18 protein-coding genes are annotated in these 19626 nt (G+C 46.2%); 3 read left to right on the forward strand and 15 right to left on the reverse strand.

All coding sequences use genetic code 11. From position 1 onward, the window contains the following. Positions 1-36 precede the first annotated feature (36 nt). The 15 genes from rnhB to rpsB form a co-directional block, all read right to left on the reverse strand. Complete coding sequence (rnhB, locus tag CKQ84_RS00440; protein ID WP_105249716.1) at positions 37-669, reverse strand: ribonuclease HII; 633 nt, start codon at positions 667-669, stop codon at positions 37-39. Beyond that, positions 669-1847 carry a lipid-A-disaccharide synthase gene (gene lpxB / locus CKQ84_RS00445; protein ID WP_105252964.1) on the reverse strand — a complete coding sequence of 393 codons (1179 nt, stop codon included), beginning with the start codon at positions 1845-1847 and terminating at the stop codon, positions 669-671. The genes rnhB and lpxB overlap by 1 nt, the downstream gene beginning before the upstream one ends. 241 nt (positions 1848-2088) lie before the next feature. After that, complete coding sequence (gene lpxA, locus CKQ84_RS00450) at positions 2089-2859, reverse strand: acyl-ACP--UDP-N-acetylglucosamine O-acyltransferase (RefSeq protein ID WP_028760598.1); 771 nt, start codon at positions 2857-2859, stop codon at positions 2089-2091. Continuing rightward, the gene (gene fabZ / locus CKQ84_RS00455) at positions 2856-3320 is read right to left on the reverse strand and encodes a 3-hydroxyacyl-ACP dehydratase FabZ (RefSeq protein WP_006080990.1); all 465 of its coding nucleotides are present in this window, start codon (positions 3318-3320) and stop codon (positions 2856-2858) included. The genes lpxA and fabZ overlap by 4 nt, the downstream gene beginning before the upstream one ends. 31 nt (positions 3321-3351) lie before the next feature. Continuing rightward, positions 3352-4377 carry a UDP-3-O-(3-hydroxymyristoyl)glucosamine N-acyltransferase gene (gene lpxD, locus CKQ84_RS00460; protein WP_105249717.1) on the reverse strand — a complete coding sequence of 342 codons (1026 nt, stop codon included), beginning with the start codon at positions 4375-4377 and terminating at the stop codon, positions 3352-3354. Between the two features lie 3 nt (positions 4378-4380). Then, a complete protein-coding gene (locus CKQ84_RS00465) occupies positions 4381-4878 on the reverse strand; it encodes an OmpH family outer membrane protein (protein WP_028760600.1) in 498 nt (165 codons plus the stop codon). Positions 4879-4942: 64 nt separating this feature from the next. After that, complete coding sequence (gene bamA / locus CKQ84_RS00470) at positions 4943-7423, reverse strand: outer membrane protein assembly factor BamA (protein WP_028760601.1); 2481 nt, start codon at positions 7421-7423, stop codon at positions 4943-4945. 31 nt (positions 7424-7454) lie between these two features. Next, positions 7455-8825: a sigma E protease regulator RseP gene (gene rseP / locus CKQ84_RS00475; RefSeq protein WP_105249718.1), complete on the reverse strand. Its 1371-nt coding sequence runs from the start codon at positions 8823-8825 to the stop codon at positions 7455-7457. Positions 8826-8864: 39 nt separating this feature from the next. Next, the gene (gene ispC / locus CKQ84_RS00480; RefSeq protein WP_105249719.1) at positions 8865-10055 is read right to left on the reverse strand and encodes a 1-deoxy-D-xylulose-5-phosphate reductoisomerase; all 1191 of its coding nucleotides are present in this window, start codon (positions 10053-10055) and stop codon (positions 8865-8867) included. A 4-nt stretch (positions 10056-10059) separates the two neighbouring features. After that, entirely contained in the window at positions 10060-10917 is an 858-nt protein-coding gene (locus tag CKQ84_RS00485) for a phosphatidate cytidylyltransferase (protein WP_105249720.1), read from the reverse strand. A 20-nt stretch (positions 10918-10937) separates the two neighbouring features. Further along, on the reverse strand, positions 10938-11765 hold the full coding sequence (locus CKQ84_RS00490; RefSeq protein WP_028760605.1) for an isoprenyl transferase: 828 nt from the start codon (positions 11763-11765) through the stop codon (positions 10938-10940). A gap of 81 nt (positions 11766-11846) precedes the next feature. Next, a complete protein-coding gene (gene frr, locus CKQ84_RS00495) occupies positions 11847-12404 on the reverse strand; it encodes a ribosome recycling factor (protein ID WP_012088724.1) in 558 nt (185 codons plus the stop codon). Positions 12405-12425: 21 nt separating this feature from the next. Then, the gene (pyrH, locus tag CKQ84_RS00500; protein WP_006080981.1) at positions 12426-13163 is read right to left on the reverse strand and encodes a UMP kinase; all 738 of its coding nucleotides are present in this window, start codon (positions 13161-13163) and stop codon (positions 12426-12428) included. Positions 13164-13231: 68 nt separating this feature from the next. Further along, a complete protein-coding gene (tsf, locus tag CKQ84_RS00505) occupies positions 13232-14083 on the reverse strand; it encodes a translation elongation factor Ts (RefSeq protein WP_028760606.1) in 852 nt (283 codons plus the stop codon). 120 nt (positions 14084-14203) lie between these two features. After that, entirely contained in the window at positions 14204-14932 is a 729-nt protein-coding gene (gene rpsB, locus CKQ84_RS00510) for a 30S ribosomal protein S2 (protein WP_028760607.1), read from the reverse strand. 307 nt (positions 14933-15239) lie between these two features. On the opposite strand from rpsB, the gene map reads away from it, so the two are divergent. Genes map through dapD form a run of 3 tightly spaced genes read left to right on the forward strand, consistent with a single transcriptional unit; the run spans position 15240 to position 19511 of the window. Beyond that, complete coding sequence (gene map / locus CKQ84_RS00515; RefSeq protein ID WP_006080978.1) at positions 15240-16046, forward strand: type I methionyl aminopeptidase; 807 nt, start codon at positions 15240-15242, stop codon at positions 16044-16046. Positions 16047-16079: 33 nt separating this feature from the next. Then, positions 16080-18665 (forward strand): bifunctional uridylyltransferase/uridylyl-removing protein GlnD, encoded by a 2586-nt coding sequence (gene glnD / locus CKQ84_RS00520; protein ID WP_105249721.1) that lies wholly within the window; start codon positions 16080-16082, stop codon positions 18663-18665. A 21-nt stretch (positions 18666-18686) separates the two neighbouring features. Further along, the gene (gene dapD, locus CKQ84_RS00525; RefSeq protein WP_028760609.1) at positions 18687-19511 is read left to right on the forward strand and encodes a 2,3,4,5-tetrahydropyridine-2,6-dicarboxylate N-succinyltransferase; all 825 of its coding nucleotides are present in this window, start codon (positions 18687-18689) and stop codon (positions 19509-19511) included. The last annotated feature ends 115 nt before the right edge of the window (positions 19512-19626 follow it).

A 19626-nucleotide genomic window follows, 5' to 3' on the forward strand; every position in this document is an offset into this window, starting at 1 on the left:
TGAAACTCGTATCTTCAGGTAGCTTGGGAGCACAGCTTACAGTCCCAGTAATGCCTTGACGGGTTTGAAACTTTTACGATATTGGTCAAATACCCCATGTTCGGCGATGGCCTCAAAATGCGCCTTAGTCGGATAGCCCTTATGCTTAGCAAAACCGTATTGCGGATAAGCAGCATCGAGCACATCCATCTCACGATCCCGCGTCACTTTGGCGATAATCGATGCGGCACTAATACTGGCAATTAAACCATCACCTTTAATGATGCTGTGACTGGTAAGCGAGACGCCATTATGGGCAACAAATGCCGTACTGCGATTGCCATCGACTAACACCAACGCAGGCGCAATCTTAAGCCCTGCAACCGCGCGCTGCATTGCCAACATAGTGGCATGCAAGATATTAAGCGTATCGATTTCAGCAGGACTTGCGCGGCCCACGTGATAACACAGGGCTTTTTCACAAATCTCATCAAACAAAGCTTCGCGGCGCTTCTCACTGAGTTTCTTGGAATCATTCAGACCACTGATGGGCTTGTTTGGATCTAAAATCACAGCCGCAGTCACTACATCGCCGACTAAAGGCCCACGGCCGACTTCATCCACACCAGCAATTAATCCCGTCGAAAAGGCCAGCAAATCGGCGTCGGTTAAACTTTTAAAAGTTGCCACTAGTTAACCTCCAGCGATTTAGCATGACTTGGTTTAGGCTCAACCAGTGCCATTACCGCTTCAGCGGCTTTTAAGCTCGCATCACGGCGTAACACTTGGTGCAGGGCATCAAACTCAGCTTTGAGCGGCGTAAAATCTCGATTTAACTCGACTGTGACCGCCGCAGCTATTTTCTCTGGCGTACAATCTTCTTGAATAAGCTCAGGGACGAGATCTTTTCCAGCCAGTAGATTCGGTAAAGAAAAACGCTCGACCTGCATCATGCGCTTAGCAATCCAATAGGTCATAGGGCTAACACGATAAGCCACCACCATTGGACGCTTAACCAACATGGCTTCTAACGTCGCGGTGCCTGATGCTAATAAAATGCCATCGGCAGCCGCCATGACTTCGCGCGACTGACCTTCGACCATATGAATTTCGAGATCCGGTGCAAAATCCTTCAGCGCTTGCTCAAATTGCTCACGGCGTTTTTGATTGACCAGTGGCGTCACAAAACGTATATCAGGGAAGTTCTGTTTAATCAGTAAAGCCGCCTTTACGAAAGGCTCGGCCAATTGCTTTAACTCGCCACCACGGGATCCCGGTAGAATCGCTAAATATTCTGCATCGGCATCGAGTTCAAGTAACTGGCGCGCCGCCGCTTTATCGCTTCGCAACGGAATATCATCCGCTAAGGTATGACCCACAAAGGTACAAGGTACTTGATGCTTGTCATAAAAAGCTTTCTCAAATGGCAATAGCGACAACACCATATGGGTCGCCTTCGCGATTTTGAATATACGTTTTGGGCGCCATGCCCACACGGATGGGCTCACATAATGAACGGTTTTAATACCGCACGCTTTAAGTTTAAGCTCGAGGCCTATATTAAAATCCGGTGCATCTATACCAATAAAACAATCGGGCTTAAGCGCGGTGATCTCTTTAATCAAGGATGACCGCACTTTTAATAAGCGAGGTAGACGGGATAACACTTCAACGATTCCCATCACTGCGAGTTCTTCCATCGCAAACAGGGATTTGAAGCCTAGGGCTTCCATGCGGGGTCCACCGATACCGACAAAGCGCGCATCGGGATGGGTCTTTTGCAGCGCAGCCATTAAACCTGCACCTAAAATATCGCCTGAGAGTTCTCCGGCAACCATGGCAAACACTAATGGAGTTTTATTGCTCATAAACCAATCACGTCTCATGAATTAATGGCATTGGATGAAGAGGTAAACCGCACCTAAAATGCATCGTTCCAAGCCTACACTTATGTTAAGTTAATGATTCAATTAATGACTAAGCTCATTTATGGTCGAATGCATTGATGAATAAACACATTTTTAACGGCTACGTCTACCACAAAAAAGGCTTAAACCAATAATACAAAAGGGCATAAAAATGCCCTTTTGTTGTCATGTGGTCATCAAATTAGCGAATAATGCCGCGACTCGATGACTTTACAAACTCAAGCAGTAATTTGACTTGCTCATCGTTCTGCGCATCTTCAGCTAATGCTTCAATCGCTTCTTCTACCGTTAAACTGCTACGGTATAAGGTCTTATAAGCACGACGCACGGCTAACTGGCTTTCTTTAGAAAAACCGCGACGCTTCATACCCTCGCTATTTAAGCCGCGAGGCACTGTCGGTTGACCCGCTGCCATCACAAAGGGAGGCACATCCTGCAGTACTAAAGAACAACCAGCAGTAAATGCATGGGCACCAATATGCACAAACTGATGCACACCTGTCATACCGCCTAAAATCGCCCAGTCACCGACGTGCACGTGACCTGCAATAGATGCGTTATTCGCCATGATGACATTATCGCCGACCACACAGTCATGGGCGATATGCACATAGTTCATAAACAGGTTATTCGACCCAATACGGGTTTCACTGTTATCTTGAACTGTACCACGGTGAATGGTCACGTTTTCACGGATGACGTTATTGTCGCCAATGATCAGTCGTGTCGGCTCGCCAGCGTACTTTTTGTCTTGGCATTCTTCACCAACGGAGGCGAATTGAAAAATACGATTCCCTTTGCCGATAATCGTTGGGCCTTTGACCACCACATGGGAACTCAACCAACAATCATCACCAATTTCGACGCCCGCACCGATATAGGTCCAAGGGCCAATAGTGACGTTATTGCCAATTTTTGCATCGGGATGCACAAACGCTAATGTATCTATCACTGACTAATCTCTCTGCGGGCACACATGATTTCAGCGGAACAAACCACTTCACCATCCACTTTGGCCTCACCGTAGAAAACGCCAATCCCGCGGCGCTCTTTAATCATTTTGACATCAAAATGAATTTGATCTCCTGGCTCAACCACACGTCTAAAACGCGCATTATCGATACCAGCAAAGTAATACAACACACCCGGTGGTGGTACATCACTACTCATCGTTTTAAAGGCTAACAGGCCAGTTGCCTGTGCCATCGCTTCTAAAATAAGCACACCTGGCATCACAGGTTGTATCGGGAAATGTCCCTGAAAAAATGGCTCATTTATTGAAACGTTTTTGATCGCCTGCAGACTAACACCAGGAGTGTAATCAAGCACACGATCGATCAATAGGAATGGATATCTATGGGGTAGATATTTAAGTATTTCTTTAATATCCATAGTGTTCATTTGATTAGACACGAACCGAGTTCCTCAAATTGCCTTGGGGCAATTAATCTGGTGTTTTTAAATTTTTTTCCAACGTTTTAACACGCTGGAACAGTTCATCTAACTGACGGAAACGAACTGTATTTTTACGCCAAAGTTTATTGTCCATTGCCACGGTGGCAGAAGAGTATAAACCAGGCTCACGCATATTAGTGGTGATATTGGTAGCACCAGACACATGCACACCATCGGCTATGCTCAAATGACCTGCGATGGCACAGCTACCGCCAATAATACAGTATTTACCAATAGTGACACTGCCTGCGACAGTAGTACTGCCTGCAATAGCAGTATTTTCGCCGATTATATCGTTATGGGCAATTTGTACTTGGTTATCAATAATCACACCGTCGTGGATCTCTGTATGGCCTAATGCCCCACGATCTACCGTTGAATTAGCACCAATCTCAACCCGATCGCCAATACGCACGCCACCTGTCTGCGGAATTTTAATCCACTGACCACGTTCGTTAGCATAACCAAAACCATCTGAGCCTAATACGGCACCCGAATGGATAATACAATCCTGTCCTAAATGCACATCGTGATAGACGGTGACATTAGCCCACAAACGTGTTTTTGAGCCAATAACCACATCTTGTCCCAGCACAACACCGGCACCGATCTGCACATTTTCACCTAAAATGACGTTCGCACCAATCACAGCATTCGCGCCAATAGCGACACCTTCCCCTAAATGGGCTGAAGGATCAATTTGTGCCGAAGGATGGATACCCACCGCCGCTTTGGGTGTCGTGTCCAAATACTGAGCAACACGAGCAAAACCGACATATGGATCTTTTACAATTAACGCAGTACCTTGATAATCCTGCGCATCTTTAGCTGACAATAACACCGCACTCGCTTGAGTTGCCTCAAGCTGAGAGCGATATTTACTGTTGGCTAAAAAAGAGATCTGACCCGCCTTGGCATTTTCTAAGGTCGCCACACTATTAATAATTAGCGTTTCGTCGCCTTGGATATCACCGTCTAATAACAGGCATAGCTCTTTTAAAGTCACACTATTCATCTATTACTTGCCTTTGCTTAAGGCTTCAACCACTTTGCCACTGATGTCAGCGTTAGGCTTAACATAAATGACAGCACCACGTTGTAATACCAAATCATATTGGTCTTTTTCAGCGATAGTGTTGATGGCTTTTTGCACTTTAACTAACAGTTTATTTTGCTCTTCACCTTGGCGACGACGTAGGTCTTCATCCAATGCTTTGCCTTTTAACTGATATTCAGATTTTAGCGATTCCATTTTACGAACCAGCTCTGTTTTTTGTGCATCGTTCATTAACGCACCGTCACGTTGCTGCTTCTCCATCAGAGAACGCATTTCTTCTTGCATTTTTTGGACATCAGCTACGCGATCACCAAACTCTTTCTTCAGAGATTGAGAGATCTGTTCACGTTGTGGGAGCTGTTCAAACACAGCGCCCATATCCACTACGGCAATTTTCTCAGCATGTGCCACTAACGGCGCGCCTAACAAAACTAACGTCATCAGCGCGCAATTTACCATCTTGTTCAAAATAAACTCCTTGTTACCTTGTTATTGTCAGCAAAACTTGCCGAGTGTATGCCTTTTAAAAAGTTTTGCCAATATTGAAAGAGAAGATCTCCGTTTGGTCACCTTCATATTCTTTAAGCGGCCACGCCAAGCTAAACACCATAGGTCCCATAGGTGATAACCATTGCACACTCAGGCCCCAAGAGGCGCGCAGGCGTGCTGGATCACTATAGTCTTGTAACTTAGCAAACTCGTCCGCCGGAAGTGTTTGATATGACTCGTAATCAAACTCAGTATCCCAGACGTTACCCGCATCGACGAAGAAGCTAGTACGAACTGAGTTAGTGTAAGCCTCATCCAAAAATGGGGTTGGTACAATCAACTCCATACTTGCCGTTGCAAGGGCATTACCACCGATAGAGCGGCCAGAACTGACTTGGATACTATTAGGATCGCCAGGCAAGCTACAGCCATCGCCCGATGGATCCGGTGCACACGGCTCACTACCTCGATAGAGATAGAATGAACGTGGACCTACAGAGTTCGACTTAAAGCCACGTAGCGAACTACTACCACCTGAGTAATAGTTTTCCCAGAAAGGTAAAATTTGGTCATTATCATTAAATTGACCATAACCGTTACCATAACCTAATCGACCACGGGCCAAGAGCACAACGCTCTGACTGCGGTTAACAGGGAAATAGTAGTTAGTGTCAAAGTCTGTCTTAAAATACTGTAAATCAGACCCTGGCGAAGTCATTTTGCCGTTCAGACGCTGAGAAGATCCGTCTGTTGGGAAAGTGCCACGGTTCAAGGTGCTACGATACCAGCCCAGGCTGAGTTCAAAGTTATCGAAACTTAAGTCCGCGTTTGGATCGTCATCACGATAGATGTTATAGAAACGCAGCGCCTGCTCATAAGCTGAGATCTCAGAAATCGTGTTGTGACGATAGCCAATACCACCATTGATACGGTTGTATTCGTTAATCGGGAAACCCGAGTTAAGCGCCACACCATACGAACTGTTTTTATAGCGTTCTAAGTTAGCTTCATTGGCGTCAAACTCACTCCAATAAACGCTCCCGCCTAAACTCACACCGTCTTTTGTCCAGTACGGATCGGTATAGGATAAGTTAACGTTTTTAGAGTACTTGTTGGTGCTCAAGCTGATACCCGCTTGGTTACCTGTGCCTAAGAAGTTATTTTGCTGCACACCAAACTGCAAGCTCAGGCCTGATTCAGTACCATAACCAACACCCGCGTTGAATGAGCCCGACGGCTGCTCTTTCACTTTAACCGCAACATCGACTAAATCATCGGTACCTGGCACTTGAATGGTTTCAGTGTCAACGGTTTCGAAGAAGCCCAAACGGTTAAGACGCGCTTTAGATTGCTCAACTTGCGCAGAGTTTAACCAAGCCCCTTCCATCTGACGCAGCTCACGGCGCATCACTTCATCTTTAGTCACTGTGTTACCAGTGAAGTTAATCGCCCGTACGTAAACACGTTTACCCGGTTTAACATTGATGTTTAAGGTGACTTCTTTAGTCTTATCATCAATTTCAGGGTAGGTTTTCACTTCAGGGTAAGCATAACCGAAGCGGCCTAGATACTTGCTGTACATTTCTTCGGTGAAAGTCACATCACCGCCGTTGTACATATCACCCGCTTTGATTGGCAGAATTGATTTCATCAACTCTTCACGGCCCATCAAATCCCCCGTCAGGTTTACTTCTTTAACTTTATATTTCTCACCTTCATCTACGTTGATGGTGATATATAAACCTTTACGGTCAGGCGTCATAGCCACTTGAGTCGAGGTGACTTCGAAGCGGATATAACCTTTATTGTGATAATAGGTTTTGATGGTCTCGAGATCGGCCTGCAGCTTTTGCTTCTGATAACGGCGTTCGCCGAACAGATCCCACCAAGCTACATAATCTTTAAGTTCCAGCATGCCAATCAACTCAGCATCGGTGAACTCATGATTACCGACCACGTTAATTTGGCGGATTTCGGCCGCTAAACCTTCGGTAAACTTAAATTTCAGCTCAACCCGATTACGGGGTAAGTTAATCACTTGGGCTTCCACTTTCGCGCCGTATTTACCCACGCCGTAGTAGAAATCCTGCAGACCCTTTTCAATACCGGTCAACATAGTGCGATCGAGCGACTCACCGACTTTAACGCCAGAACCGTCCAGACTTTCCTGTAACTGTTCGTCTTTAATGTCTTTGTTGCCATCGAATGTCACGGCACTAATAGTTGGACGTTCAGTGACTTTCACCACTAATACACCGCCATCTCGGCTCACGGAGACATTTTCAAAGTTAGTCGATGCATACAAGCTTTTAATCGCTTGCTGGATTCTTAACTGGTCAACAGTGTCACCTACTTTTACTGGTAAGCTTAACAAGGCAGCACCGAGTGCAACTCGTTGCAAACCTTCAACTTGGATGTCGGTCACTTCAAACGGTTGGAAAGTATCTGCCAACACAGTCCCTGAAAACGACGCACCGACGAATAACATCGAGGCAAAAAGTTTATTCAATCTCATAGAGCACTTCTAATTATTAGTCTGTCCTTGCTCAGAGTCGGGCAAAATCATTGAAAAGCGCAACGCTCATCAACATCAGCAGTATTGCTGCCCCAAATCTGAATCCTATTTCCTGCACCTTTTCAGGTACAGGTTTACCAGTTATTACTTCAATAAAGTAATACAGCAGGTGTCCCCCATCGAGCACAGGTAAAGGCAGCAAGTTAATGATGCCTAAATTGACGCTGATGAGCGCGAGGAACCCGAGAAAATAGACCAAGCCATAGTTTGCACTACTGCCCGCACCCTGTGCGATCGAAATGGGTCCACTCAGGTTTTTCACCGACACATCGCCGGTAAATAATTTGCCAATCATCTTAAAGCTCACAGCAACAAGTTGCCATGTTTTATCCGCTGCTATACCGAAAGAATCGATTGGTCCATATTCAAGTTGTAAACGCATATTGTCTGGCCATTGTGCTTGGGTCGGGCTCACTCCGAGCATACCTATCTCTTGGCCATCGGCATTTTTACTGCTTAAGGGTGTCACTGCCACATTAAACTGTTCGCCATTGCGACGCACAGTTAAACTCACAGGCACATTGGCAGAATGTTGAATAATGTCAACAAAAGCCTGCCAATCGGTATAATTTTTACCATTTATTGCGACTAAGGTGTCACCGACTTTTAGCTCACTATTCGCAGCGGCACTGTCAGGACTAATCGCAGCAATGATGGGGACGATTTCGGGACGATAAATCCCTAACCCTAATGCCGTAATCGGGGATTCTTTTTCAGGATCAAAATGCCAATTACGCGTATCTAAGGTGTAAGACCGCGCACTAGAATCCAAACCTTGCAAACCATTCAATGGCGTTAGCGATACACTCAGACTTTCATCACCTATGTGGCCGACTAAAGCTAAATTCACTTCTTCCCAGTTACGCACAGCCTGACCGGAAATGGCCGTTATTTGCATTGGCTCTGTGATTTGAATTTGCGCAGCAGCAGTCCCGGGTGTCGTCGAGGTGATCACAGGCTTAAGTGATGGCACACCAATCAGATACATAAAATACAGGGCAACGATGGCAAAAATAAAGTTAGCAATTGGACCTGCGGCCACAATCGCAATACGTTGCCATACGGTTTTACGATTGAACGCTTGATCTTTTAATTCATCGGGAACGTCTTCAACACGCTCATCGAGCATTTTGACATAGCCGCCAAGGGGGATCATGGCTAATACATATTCAGTGCCGTCTTTACCAACACGGCGCCAAATAGCCTTACCAAAACCAATGGAGAAACGTTCGACTTTCACGCCACAACGTCGCGCGATATAGAAATGGCCGTATTCGTGGGCAGTAATTAACAGACCCAGTGCAACGATGAAAGAACCTAAGTTCCATAAAAAATCTAACATCCCACTCCTTACGTTATAAATTTAATCACTCAGCTATTGCTAAGCGATGCTTGCTAATGTCTCACGCGCATAGACGCGGGTTTGCGCATCTAAGGCTAAAATATCTTCTATGCTGCCCATAGGACGTTTAGGCACAGTGACTAAACAAGCCTCATTCACTTTTGCAATTTGCGTAAAACCAATTTGCCCCTGCAAGAATGCTTCAACAGCGACCTCATTGGCAGCGTTTAATACGGTTGTTGCCTCTTGGCCTTGGGCACACGCCTCCATAGCCAAAGCCAAACAGGGGAAACGTTCAAAATCAGGTTCATAAAAGCTTAACTGTCCGACTTTGAAAAAATCTAAAGGTTCAACGCCCGAATGAATTCTTTGCGGATAAGCCATGCAATGGGCAATAGGCGTACGCATATCTGGGTTACCCATTTGGGCGATAACCGAACCATCAAGGTACTGCACCATAGAGTGGATCACGCTTTGCGGATGAATAACCACTTTAAGTTGCTCAGCCTGAGTGTTAAACAACCACCGCGCCTCAATGAACTCTAACCCCTTATTCATCATAGTGGCGGAGTCGACAGAGATTTTAGGTCCCATGGACCAATTAGGGTGTTTACAGGCTTGGGCAGGCGTCATGGCCGCAAGTGTCGCAAGATCCGACCGCAGGAAAGGTCCGCCAGAACCGGTTAACAAAATATGGGATATACCCGACGCAGCTAAATCGCAACGGCCGAGGTTAGCCTGCACTTCTAGGGGTAAACATTGAAAGATAGCATTATGCTCACTGTCCACGGGCAAGAGCACAGCACCAGAGCGCTTAGTCGCCTCAATAAACAACTCACCCGACATGACTAAAGCTTCTTTATTGGCCAGTAATACTCGCTTTCCCGCCTTCACGGCTTCAAGGGTTGGTACTAGCCCTGCCGCCCCGACAATCGCTGCCATTACCGTATCCACTTCGGCAGCCGTCACTAAACCGAGTAAATCGTTCATGCCAGTAGTGACTTGGATATTGAGCGCAGCGGGTAAAACGGCGCGTAACTGTTTCGCAGCCTCTTCATCCACCATATGCGCGACTTTCGGTTTATGGGCTACACACAAAGCCAGCATCTTATCAACGCTCGCATTGGCCACCAATCCATAGATGCTATAAGCCAATGGATTAGCCGAAATCACGCTTAAGGTACTAGCACCAATTGAACCGGTAGCACCCAAAATCACCATATTTTGCATAGCGTTACATCCAGAATGCAATGTAGATCAGGGTAAACACCGGCAAGGCTGCAGTCAGGCTGTCGATGCGGTCGAGCACGCCGCCGTGACCGGGCAAAATAGTGCCAGAATCTTTAATACAGGCCGCACGCTTAAACATACTCTCAGATAAATCGCCCAGCGCCGACACTAAAGCAACAAATAAGGTCACTGCCACAACTAAACCCAGTTCTTGCTCTGGCGAATAATACATAACACCTGCAACCACGAGCATAGTCGTCACTAAACCACCAACTAGGCCTTCCAAGGTTTTAGCAGGGCTCACTGCAGGCATCAGTTTCGTTTTACCTATCGCTTTACCGACGAAGTAAGCCCCAGAATCCGCGGCCCACACAATCAACATCACTAACAGTACTAACACTGGGCCGTAATAGGGTGAAGTTTGTGAGCTAATGGATTTGAGCGCGATAAGAGCAACAAAGCAAGGCACTAAGGTTAACTGTCCAAACATGGACTTAAACATAGGATTCTTTTGCCAGAACTTAGCGCTTTTAGGATAAGTTACCACTAATAATAGTGATGCTAACCACCAGAATGCGCCTATATAAAGAATGGCCAAATAAATAGGATGTAACTGATGGCTTAACCAAACTGCATCAATTGGCACAATCAGATTAATTGCCACCAATAGGATGCCTACTGTGAACGTAAAGCTCCACTGGGTGACATCACACTGATTATCGATAATTCTTCCCCATTCCTTTGCTGCAATAAGGAAGACGGCAACTAAGGCCCAGGCGAAGTAGCTGGCAGGGAGCAAAAATATCGCCCCTAAAACTAATGGAACTAACCAAGTTGCTGTTATTATTCGTTGTTTTAGCAAAAAAAATCCCTCATGAGGTTTTACAATGCACGCATCTCATCAATCTGACTTCCAGTCAGACCAAAACGGCGCTGGCGACTTGCAAAAATGGCTATCGCTTCATGAAAAGCCTGTTCATCGAAATCAGGCCAAAGGGTGTCGGTAAACACCAATTCTGCATAGGCCGCCTGCCACAGCACAAAATTGCTGATGCGACAGTCCCCGCCCGTGCGGATCATTAAATCAACTTCACTCTGATTTTGCATGCACAAATGTGCACTTAAGGCTTCTTCGGTGAACTGACTGCTGGTCATTTCGCCAGTTTCGACCTTTTCCGCTAATTTTTGTGCTGCTTGAAGTATGTCCCAACGGCCACCATAGTTAGCCGCAACATTCAGAACCAAGCCAGTATTGCGAGATGTCTTCTCTTGGGCAGCAGCAATTTGCTTCTGTAATCGCGCCGAAAAGCGGCTGATATCGCCAATAATGTTGAGCTTAACCTGATTCTTATCCAGCAATTTAATTTCGCGCTGTAATACGGTAAAAAACAACTCCATCAGCAAGCTGACTTCTTTATCGGGTCTACGCCAATTCTCGCTAGAAAATGCGAATAAGGTTAGCGATTCAATGCCTAATTGGCTTGCCGTGCTTACGGCTCTTCTAACGGCCTTAACACCAGCCTTATGTCCCATCACTCGAGGTTTACCTTGGGTTTGTGCCCAACGCCCATTGCCATCCATGATAATAGCAACATGCTTAGGTAACGACTGTTTCACGAGTTCGGGTAATTGTCCCGGCAAGGTCGTTTGAGTGTATAAATCACTCTCACTCGTCCTAGGGTGCGGATCAAGTTCCACTGTGGATGACATCTAATACAGCCCTTTAAAATAGACAAACGCCGTGTAGTATACCCCTACACGGCGCATCAACTCTAGCTTATCGAACTGAGATTAGACTTCCATCAACTCAATTTCTTTGGCCGCTAAAATCTCATCGACCTTTTTAATGTGAGCATCGGTGAACTTTTGCACTTCTTCTTCACTGCGACGCACATCATCTTCAGTACAAGCTTTAGCTTTTTCAAGCTTTTTCACTTCAGAAATAGCATCACGACGCACGTTACGGATAGCAATACGACCGTTTTCAGCTTCGTTACGCACCACTTTGATGAAGTCTTTACGACGTTCTTCAGTCAGCGCGGGTAATGGAATACGTAATGTCGCGCCAGCTGACATAGGGTTCAGACCTAGATCAGAGCTCATAATAGCCTTTTCAACGGCTTGGATAGCACTACGGTCAAACACAGTCACAGACAGAGTGCGTGAATCTTCAACGCCCACGTTAGCCACTTGGTTTAGTGGCGTCATAGTGCCGTAGTAAGAGACTTGAATGGAATCCAGCAGGCTTGGGTGGGCACGACCGGTACGCACTTTTGCCATTTGGTTTTTAGTCGCGTCAACGCATTTACCCATACGCTCTTGCGCATCTTTCTTAATGTTCTCAATCACGTTAAATGTCCTTCTTGGTCATTAAATAACTTTTTTCGCTCTGATCAGCGTGCCTTCTTCTTCACCCATGATAACGCGGCGTAGAGCGCCAGGTTTATTCATGTTGAAGACTAAAATAGGCATGTCGTGATCACGCGCCATAGTAAAGGCGGCTAAGTCCATTACTTTTAATTCTTTTTCCAGAATTTCCGCATAAGTCACTTCATCATACTTAACGGCATCAGGGTTCTTCATTGGGTCTTCGGAGTATACACCGTCGACTTTAGTGCCTTTCAATACGACTTCAGCTTCGATTTCAATGCCGCGTAAACAGGCCGCAGAATCGGTCGTGCAGAAAGGATTACCTGTACCGGCAGCAAAAATAACCACTCGGCCAGATTTTAGCAAGCTGATCGCTTCAGCCCAATTGTAATCATCACACACACCCTTTAACGGGATAGCTGACATCAGACGAGCATTAACATAGGCACGGTGCAGGGCGTCTCGCATTGCCAAGCCGTTCATAACCGTTGCCAGCATACCCATGTGATCGCCCACCACACGGTTCATGCCTGCTTTTGCTAGGCCTTCACCGCGAAACAGATTACCACCACCAATAACCACACCCACCTGAATACCCAGCTCAACCAGCTCTTTCACTTCCTGAGCCATGCGATCTAATACTTTAGGGTCGATGCCGAAGCCTTCGTCGCCCATCAGTGCTTCGCCACTTAATTTAAGAAGAATGCGTCTAAATGCGGGTTTTGGATTGGTGCTCATAATTTTTATCCTGGTCATAACAAGACCGCAGCTATTGCCGCGGTCTTGGGGGTATTTAGCGTTGGCGATTAAGCCTTTTTAGAAGCAGCGATTTGAGCAGCAACTTCAGCCGCGAAATCTTCTTCTTTCTTCTCAATACCTTCACCCACTTCTAAACGAATGAAGTTAGTGACTTTAGCGCCTTTCTCTTTCAGAATTTCGCCAACAGTTTTCTTTGGTTCCATGATGTAAGCTTGACCAGTCAGAGAGATCTCACCGGTGAACTTCTTCATACGACCAAGAACCATCTTCTCAGCGATCTCTGCCGATTTGCCTTCGTTCATTGACATTTCGATTTGCAGAGCTTGTTCTCTTGCAACGATTTCTGCAGGAACATCTTCTGGGTTCACGTATTCAGGCTTAGAAGCAGCAACGTGCATTGCGATGTGCTTTAAGGTTTCTTCGTCAGCTTCACCGGCAACAACAACGCCAATGCGCTCACCGTGACGGTATGAAGATAGGTTTGCACCATCGATGTACTCAACACGACGAATGTTGATGTTTTCACCGATTTTAGTTACCAATGCAACGCGTGCATCTTCGAACTGTGCTTTTAAATCTTCAAGAGTCACTTTAGATGCAGCAGCGGCATCTAATACTGCGTTCGCGAATGCTAAGAAGTTTGAATCTTTAGCAACGAAGTCAGTTTGACAGTTAACTTCTAATAGCGCAGCGAAACCTTCGCCATTCTTGATCAGAATTGTACCGTCAGCAGCGATGTTACCTGCTTTTTTAGCCGCTTTAGCAGCGCCAGACTTACGCATGTTGTCAATTGCTAACTCCATATCGCCGTTAGCTTCTGTCAGAGCGTTTTTACAATCCATCATGCCTGCGCCAGTACGGTCGCGCAGTTCTTTAACTTGGGCAGCAGTAATTGCCATTGTTAAATCCTCTATAAAAAATCGACTAATTTGCAGATATAAAACAGGGGCCGAATGGCCCCTGTTAACCAATCAAAAATCTTGGTTAATAAGGGTGATGATAATCATCCCGCCTTATTATTATTCGGCTTCTACGAAACCGTCTTGCTCAGCTTGAACAGCCAAATCTTGACCACGGCCAGCTTTTGCAGCAGCAGCAACAGAAGAAGTGTACAGGCGGATAGCACGCATAGCGTCGTCGTTACCAGGAACGATGTAGTTAACACCATCTGGCGCAGAGTTAGTATCAACAACTGCAACAACAGGGATACCCAGGTTGTTAGCTTCTTTAATAGCGATATGCTCATGGTCAGCACCAATGACGAATAATACGTCTGGCAGGCCGCCCATGTTTTTAATACCACCTAAAGATTTTTCCAGCTTTTCAAGCTCACGAGTACGCATCAGCGCTTCTTTCTTGGTCAGCTTGTCGAAAGTACCGTCTACTGATTGGCTTTCCAGTTCTTTCAGACGTTTGATTGACTGGCGAACTGTTTTCCAGTTAGTCAGCATACCGCCTAACCAGCGGTGATCAACATAGTACTGGTCACAAGACAGAGCAGCTTCTTTGATCGCTTCGCCAGCAGCACGTTTAGTACCAACGAATAATACTTTACCTTTCTTTGAAGCTACGTTGCTGATGAAAGCTAGCGCTTCATTGAACATTGGCACAGTATGCTCAAGGTTGATGATGTGAACACCGTTGCGAGCACCGAAAATGAATGGCTTCATTTTTGGGTTCCAGTAACGGGTTTGGTGACCGAAGTGGACACCGGCCTGAAGCATATCGCGCATTGAAACTGTAGTCATTTCTATTACCTTAAAATTTAGGGGGTTAGACCTCCACGTATCCCATGTCTTCGACCCCTTATATAACAACTTAGGGCACCCCGAAGAATGTGTCGACACGTGTGTGATTTAGTATTTAGACAAATAGCCATGTATAATGGCCGCCATCTTTAGTCTTGCAAGTATCAAAGCAGCGTAAAAGCTGGCTTAGACAATTCATCAAGACTTAAACATAACGGCGCGCTTTATACCATAAATAGCCCTAAAGCACAAATTTTTGCATTAGGTTGCGTGGCCAACAGACATTAAAGACACAAGAGAAAACGCAATGAGTATAGTCATCAAGACCGCTGAAGAAATTGAAAAAATGCGTGCTGCGGGCAAACTAGCCGCACAGGTATTAGAAATGATCGCGCCGCATGTTAAACCGGGCGTGACCACCAATGAGCTCAATGACCTCTGCGCCAAATATACCGAAGAGCAAGGTGCGATTTCGGCGCCGCTTAACTACCATGGTTTTCCTAAATCCATTTGTACTTCTGTAAACCATGTGATTTGCCACGGCATTCCAAACGACAACCCACCATTGAAAGAAGGCGATATCCTCAATATCGACATCACAGTGATTAAAGACGGTTATCACGGCGATACCTCGATGATGTTTTTAATCGGTGAAGTGAGCGCGAAGGACAAACGTCTGTGCCGCATCGCGCAAGAAAGCCTGTATTTAGCTATTCGTAAGGTGCGTCCAGGTTTAAAACTGGGTGAAATCGGCAATACTATCGAAAAATTCATCAAAGCAAGTAAAACAGGCCTTGAGAAATATTCCATCGTGCAAGATTATTGTGGCCACGGTATTGGCTCGGGTTTCCATGAAGAACCTCAGGTTATGCATTACCGTAACGGCGATAACACAGTATTACGCCCAGGCATGTGTTTCACCATTGAACCTATGATCAATGCCGGTCGCCACACGACCATACTCGATCGCGATGATAAGTGGACGGTAACGACCTCCGATGGTAAAAATTCAGCCCAGTGGGAACATACCTTACTGGTGACTGAAAAAGGGGTTGAAGTACTTACCCTGCGTGAGGATGAGGATTTCCCACGTATCATCAATCACGAGCGATAGGCCACACTAACAAGCATAAAAACAAGGGACTCGATGAATATAGCTCTGCTCGCTAAACAATCATTAATCGAACAGAATCAGATTCTTTTGGCCAGTTTTAAGGCTAAAACCCCGATTGAAGAGCTCGTCACGCAGCGCTGTCAATTTGTCGATGCCCTTGTCAAGCAAGCTTGGGAACAGCACGGTCTAAGGGAATATGATATTGCCCTGATTGCCGTGGGGGGCTATGGCCGTGGGGAGCTGCATCCCCACTCAGATGTCGACTTGCTGTTCCTGTTTAATGATATCTTGTCACCCGCCGCCGAAGCGGCACTCAGTCAGTTTATTGCCTTTCTGTGGGATGCCAATCTGGAAATCGGCCACAGTGTCCGTACGTTAAACGACACGATTATCCTCGGCCGTGAAGACATCACCATAGCCACTAACCTGTTAGAGGCACGATTACTTGAAGGACCCGAATTTTTATTCGATCAACTTTATGATGCGATTCGTCAGAGTGACTTTTGGACTTCAAGCGATTTTTTTATCGCAAAACGGGATGAGCAAAATGCTCGCCATGCCAGAGCCAGTGCCTTCGATTTAGAACCCAATATCAAGAGTTGTCCCGGTGGTCTTAGGGATATTCAAACCATTGCTTGGGTAGCCATGCGTCACTTTGGCGCCGCTCGCCTCGAAGAATTAGTCCAATACGACTTTTTAGAGCCTGGTGAACTAGAAGAGCTGCTCGAATGCCAGCACTTTTTGTGGAAGATACGCTTTGCCCTGCACATGGTGGTCGGTCGCGATGAAAATCGCTTACTCTTTGATGTACAACGCCAAGTTGCCGAACTTATGGGGTATGAAGACGCCACCCAGCTTGCTGTTGAGCAAATGATGAAACGTTACTATCGCACGGTACGCCGAGTGATGGAGCTAAACGAAATGTTGCTGCAGCTGTTTAAACGGGCAACACTGGGCCACACAAAAGCTTTAGAAATTCAATCGATAGATAAACACTACCAGCGCCGCGGCACTTTTATTGAAGCGCTAAGCGATGATCTGTTCGATAGCGGCGAAGAAATTGTCCGGCTGTTTTTGTTAGTCGCTAAAAACTCCAACATCAAAGGTATTTACGCACCAACGCTGCGTTCGCTGCGCCGAGCAAGACGCGCCCAACCGCAAGCCTTGCAAGAAAACCCGCTTTGTCGCCAAGCCTTTATGGAAATTCTGCGCCACCCTCGCGGCATTGTTGCTTTGTCTTTAATGCATAAACACGGTGTGTTATCGGCCTATTTACCCGCATGGCGAAATATTGAAGGCCAGATGCAGTTCGACCTGTTCCACGCCTATACGGTCGATGAACACACCCACAGATTACTGCTCAATATCGAGCGTTTTTCCCAAGCCGAACAAAAGGAAGAATTTCCCTTAGGCTCGATTCTCATCAACCAACTGCCTAAAAAAGGTTTACTCGTATTAGGCGCTATCTTCCACGATATCGCCAAAGGCCGCGGTGGCGATCACAGTAAACTAGGCTCAAGCGATGCCCTCGCCTTTTGTAAGCTGCATGGATTAAATGATCACGATGGTCGTTTAGTCGCTTGGCTGGTTGAGAATCACTTGGTGATGTCTGTCACCGCACAGCGCCGTGATATTTCCGATCCCGATGTGGTGGCCGACTTTGCCAATAAAGTCCGCGATGCCGTGCATTTAAGTTATCTGTATTGCTTAACGGTCGCTGATATCTGCGCCACCAACGAAAAAACCTGGAACAACTGGAAAGGCTCACTGCTGCGCGATTTGTACTTTTCGACCCAAAGAGTGCTCGCCCGCGGTAAAGAAAAACCCGTCGATATTCGTGCCAGAGTGCGTGAATACCAAGCCAAGGCAAAAAAAGAGCTGCTGCGCCGCGGATTGAAAGAGAAAGATCTCGATGCCCTGTGGCAACGTTTTAAGGCAGATTACTTTTTACGCCACCAGCCAAATCAAGTCGCGTGGCACGCCGAAGCGATTTTAAAGCACAAACAACAGGATGAGCCTTTAGTCTTAGTGTCCAAACACACCACCCGTGGTGGTACTGAGCTATTTGTCTATTGCCAAGACAGACCTAAATTGTTCGCAACTGTGATGGCGGTACTCGACAATAAAAATATCAACGTCCATGATGCCAACATCATGACGTCAAAAGATAATTATGCCCTCGATACCTTTGTGATCTTAGAGCAGGATGGTGAGCCCGTTAGCCAGCTTTCACGCATCCAAAGTATCCGTAAGGCGCTTGAGAAAGCCCTGTCGAGCGACAGTCCAAAACTGCCGCGCTTTAGAAAACTATCGCGCAAGATGAAACCTTTTAATGTGCCGACACAAGTGAGTTTCCTCGAAAGCAGTCGTCATGGTACAAGTATGATGGAGCTTATCGCCTTAGATTCTCCAGGATTACTGGCAAAAGTCGGGGATATCTTTTACCGTTGCAACACAACATTACTTGCGGCCAAAATCACCACCATTGGTGAGCGAGCCGAAGACTTTTTTATGCTGCAGACCAATGACGGCTTGCAACTTAACGAAACCCAAGAGAATACCCTCAGGGACGCTTTAATCAGTGCCCTGAGTGCAAAGAATATCGAATCAGTTAATTAACGAGACCAGTGGGAGAAGTAAATGGAGGCTTTACGCCAACGTATTGAGGCGGCTTTTGAAGCGCGCGCAGACATCACACCAAGCACAGTTGACGCCGGTGTGCGCAGCGATGTGCAAAATGTCATCAATATGCTCGATAAAGGTGAAGTCCGTGTCGCCGAGAAAATCGACGGACAATGGCATGTGCACCAATGGCTGAAAAAGGCGGTATTACTGTCCTTCCGTATTTTCGATAACGTGGTTATCGATGGCGCCGAAACCAAATACTTCGACAAAGTGCCGTTAAAATTTGCCGAATATGATGAAGCCCGCTTTAAAGCGGAAGCCATTCGTGTAGTACCTTCGGCTACAGTACGTAAAGGCTCATTTATCGGTAAAAATACCGTGTTGATGCCATCCTATGTGAACTTAGGTGCCTATGTTGATGAAGGCACTATGGTTGACACTTGGGCAACGGTTGGCTCATGCGCACAAATCGGTAAAAACGTGCATTTATCTGGCGGCGTAGGTATTGGTGGCGTACTTGAGCCATTGCAAGCGGGCCCGACCATCATCGAAGATAACTGCTTTATCGGTGCACGTTCTGAGATTGTTGAAGGCGTTGTGGTTGAAGAAGGCTCAGTGATTTCCATGGGCGTGTATATCGGCCAAAGCACTCGAATTTACGATCGCGAAACTGGCGAAGTGCATTACGGTCGTGTACCAGCAGGCTCTGTTGTTGTTTCTGGCAACCTGCCATCAGCCTGTGGCAAATACAGCCTCTATGCCGCTATTATCGTTAAGAAAGTCGATGCAAAAACCCGCAGTAAAGTGGGTATCAACGAATTACTGCGTATTGTTGATTAACAGTCACTGCATTTGTTCGATAACATGAGTTCCATAAAAAGATGCCTAAGGGCATCTTTTTTATTATCAGAACTATTTAACCTACGATTAAGCGATTACTGCCCAGCTTTATAAT

It is taken from the genome of Shewanella sp. WE21, from assembly GCF_002966515.1.
In the GTDB taxonomy this organism is placed as follows: Bacteria; Pseudomonadota; Gammaproteobacteria; order Enterobacterales; family Shewanellaceae; genus Shewanella; species Shewanella oncorhynchi.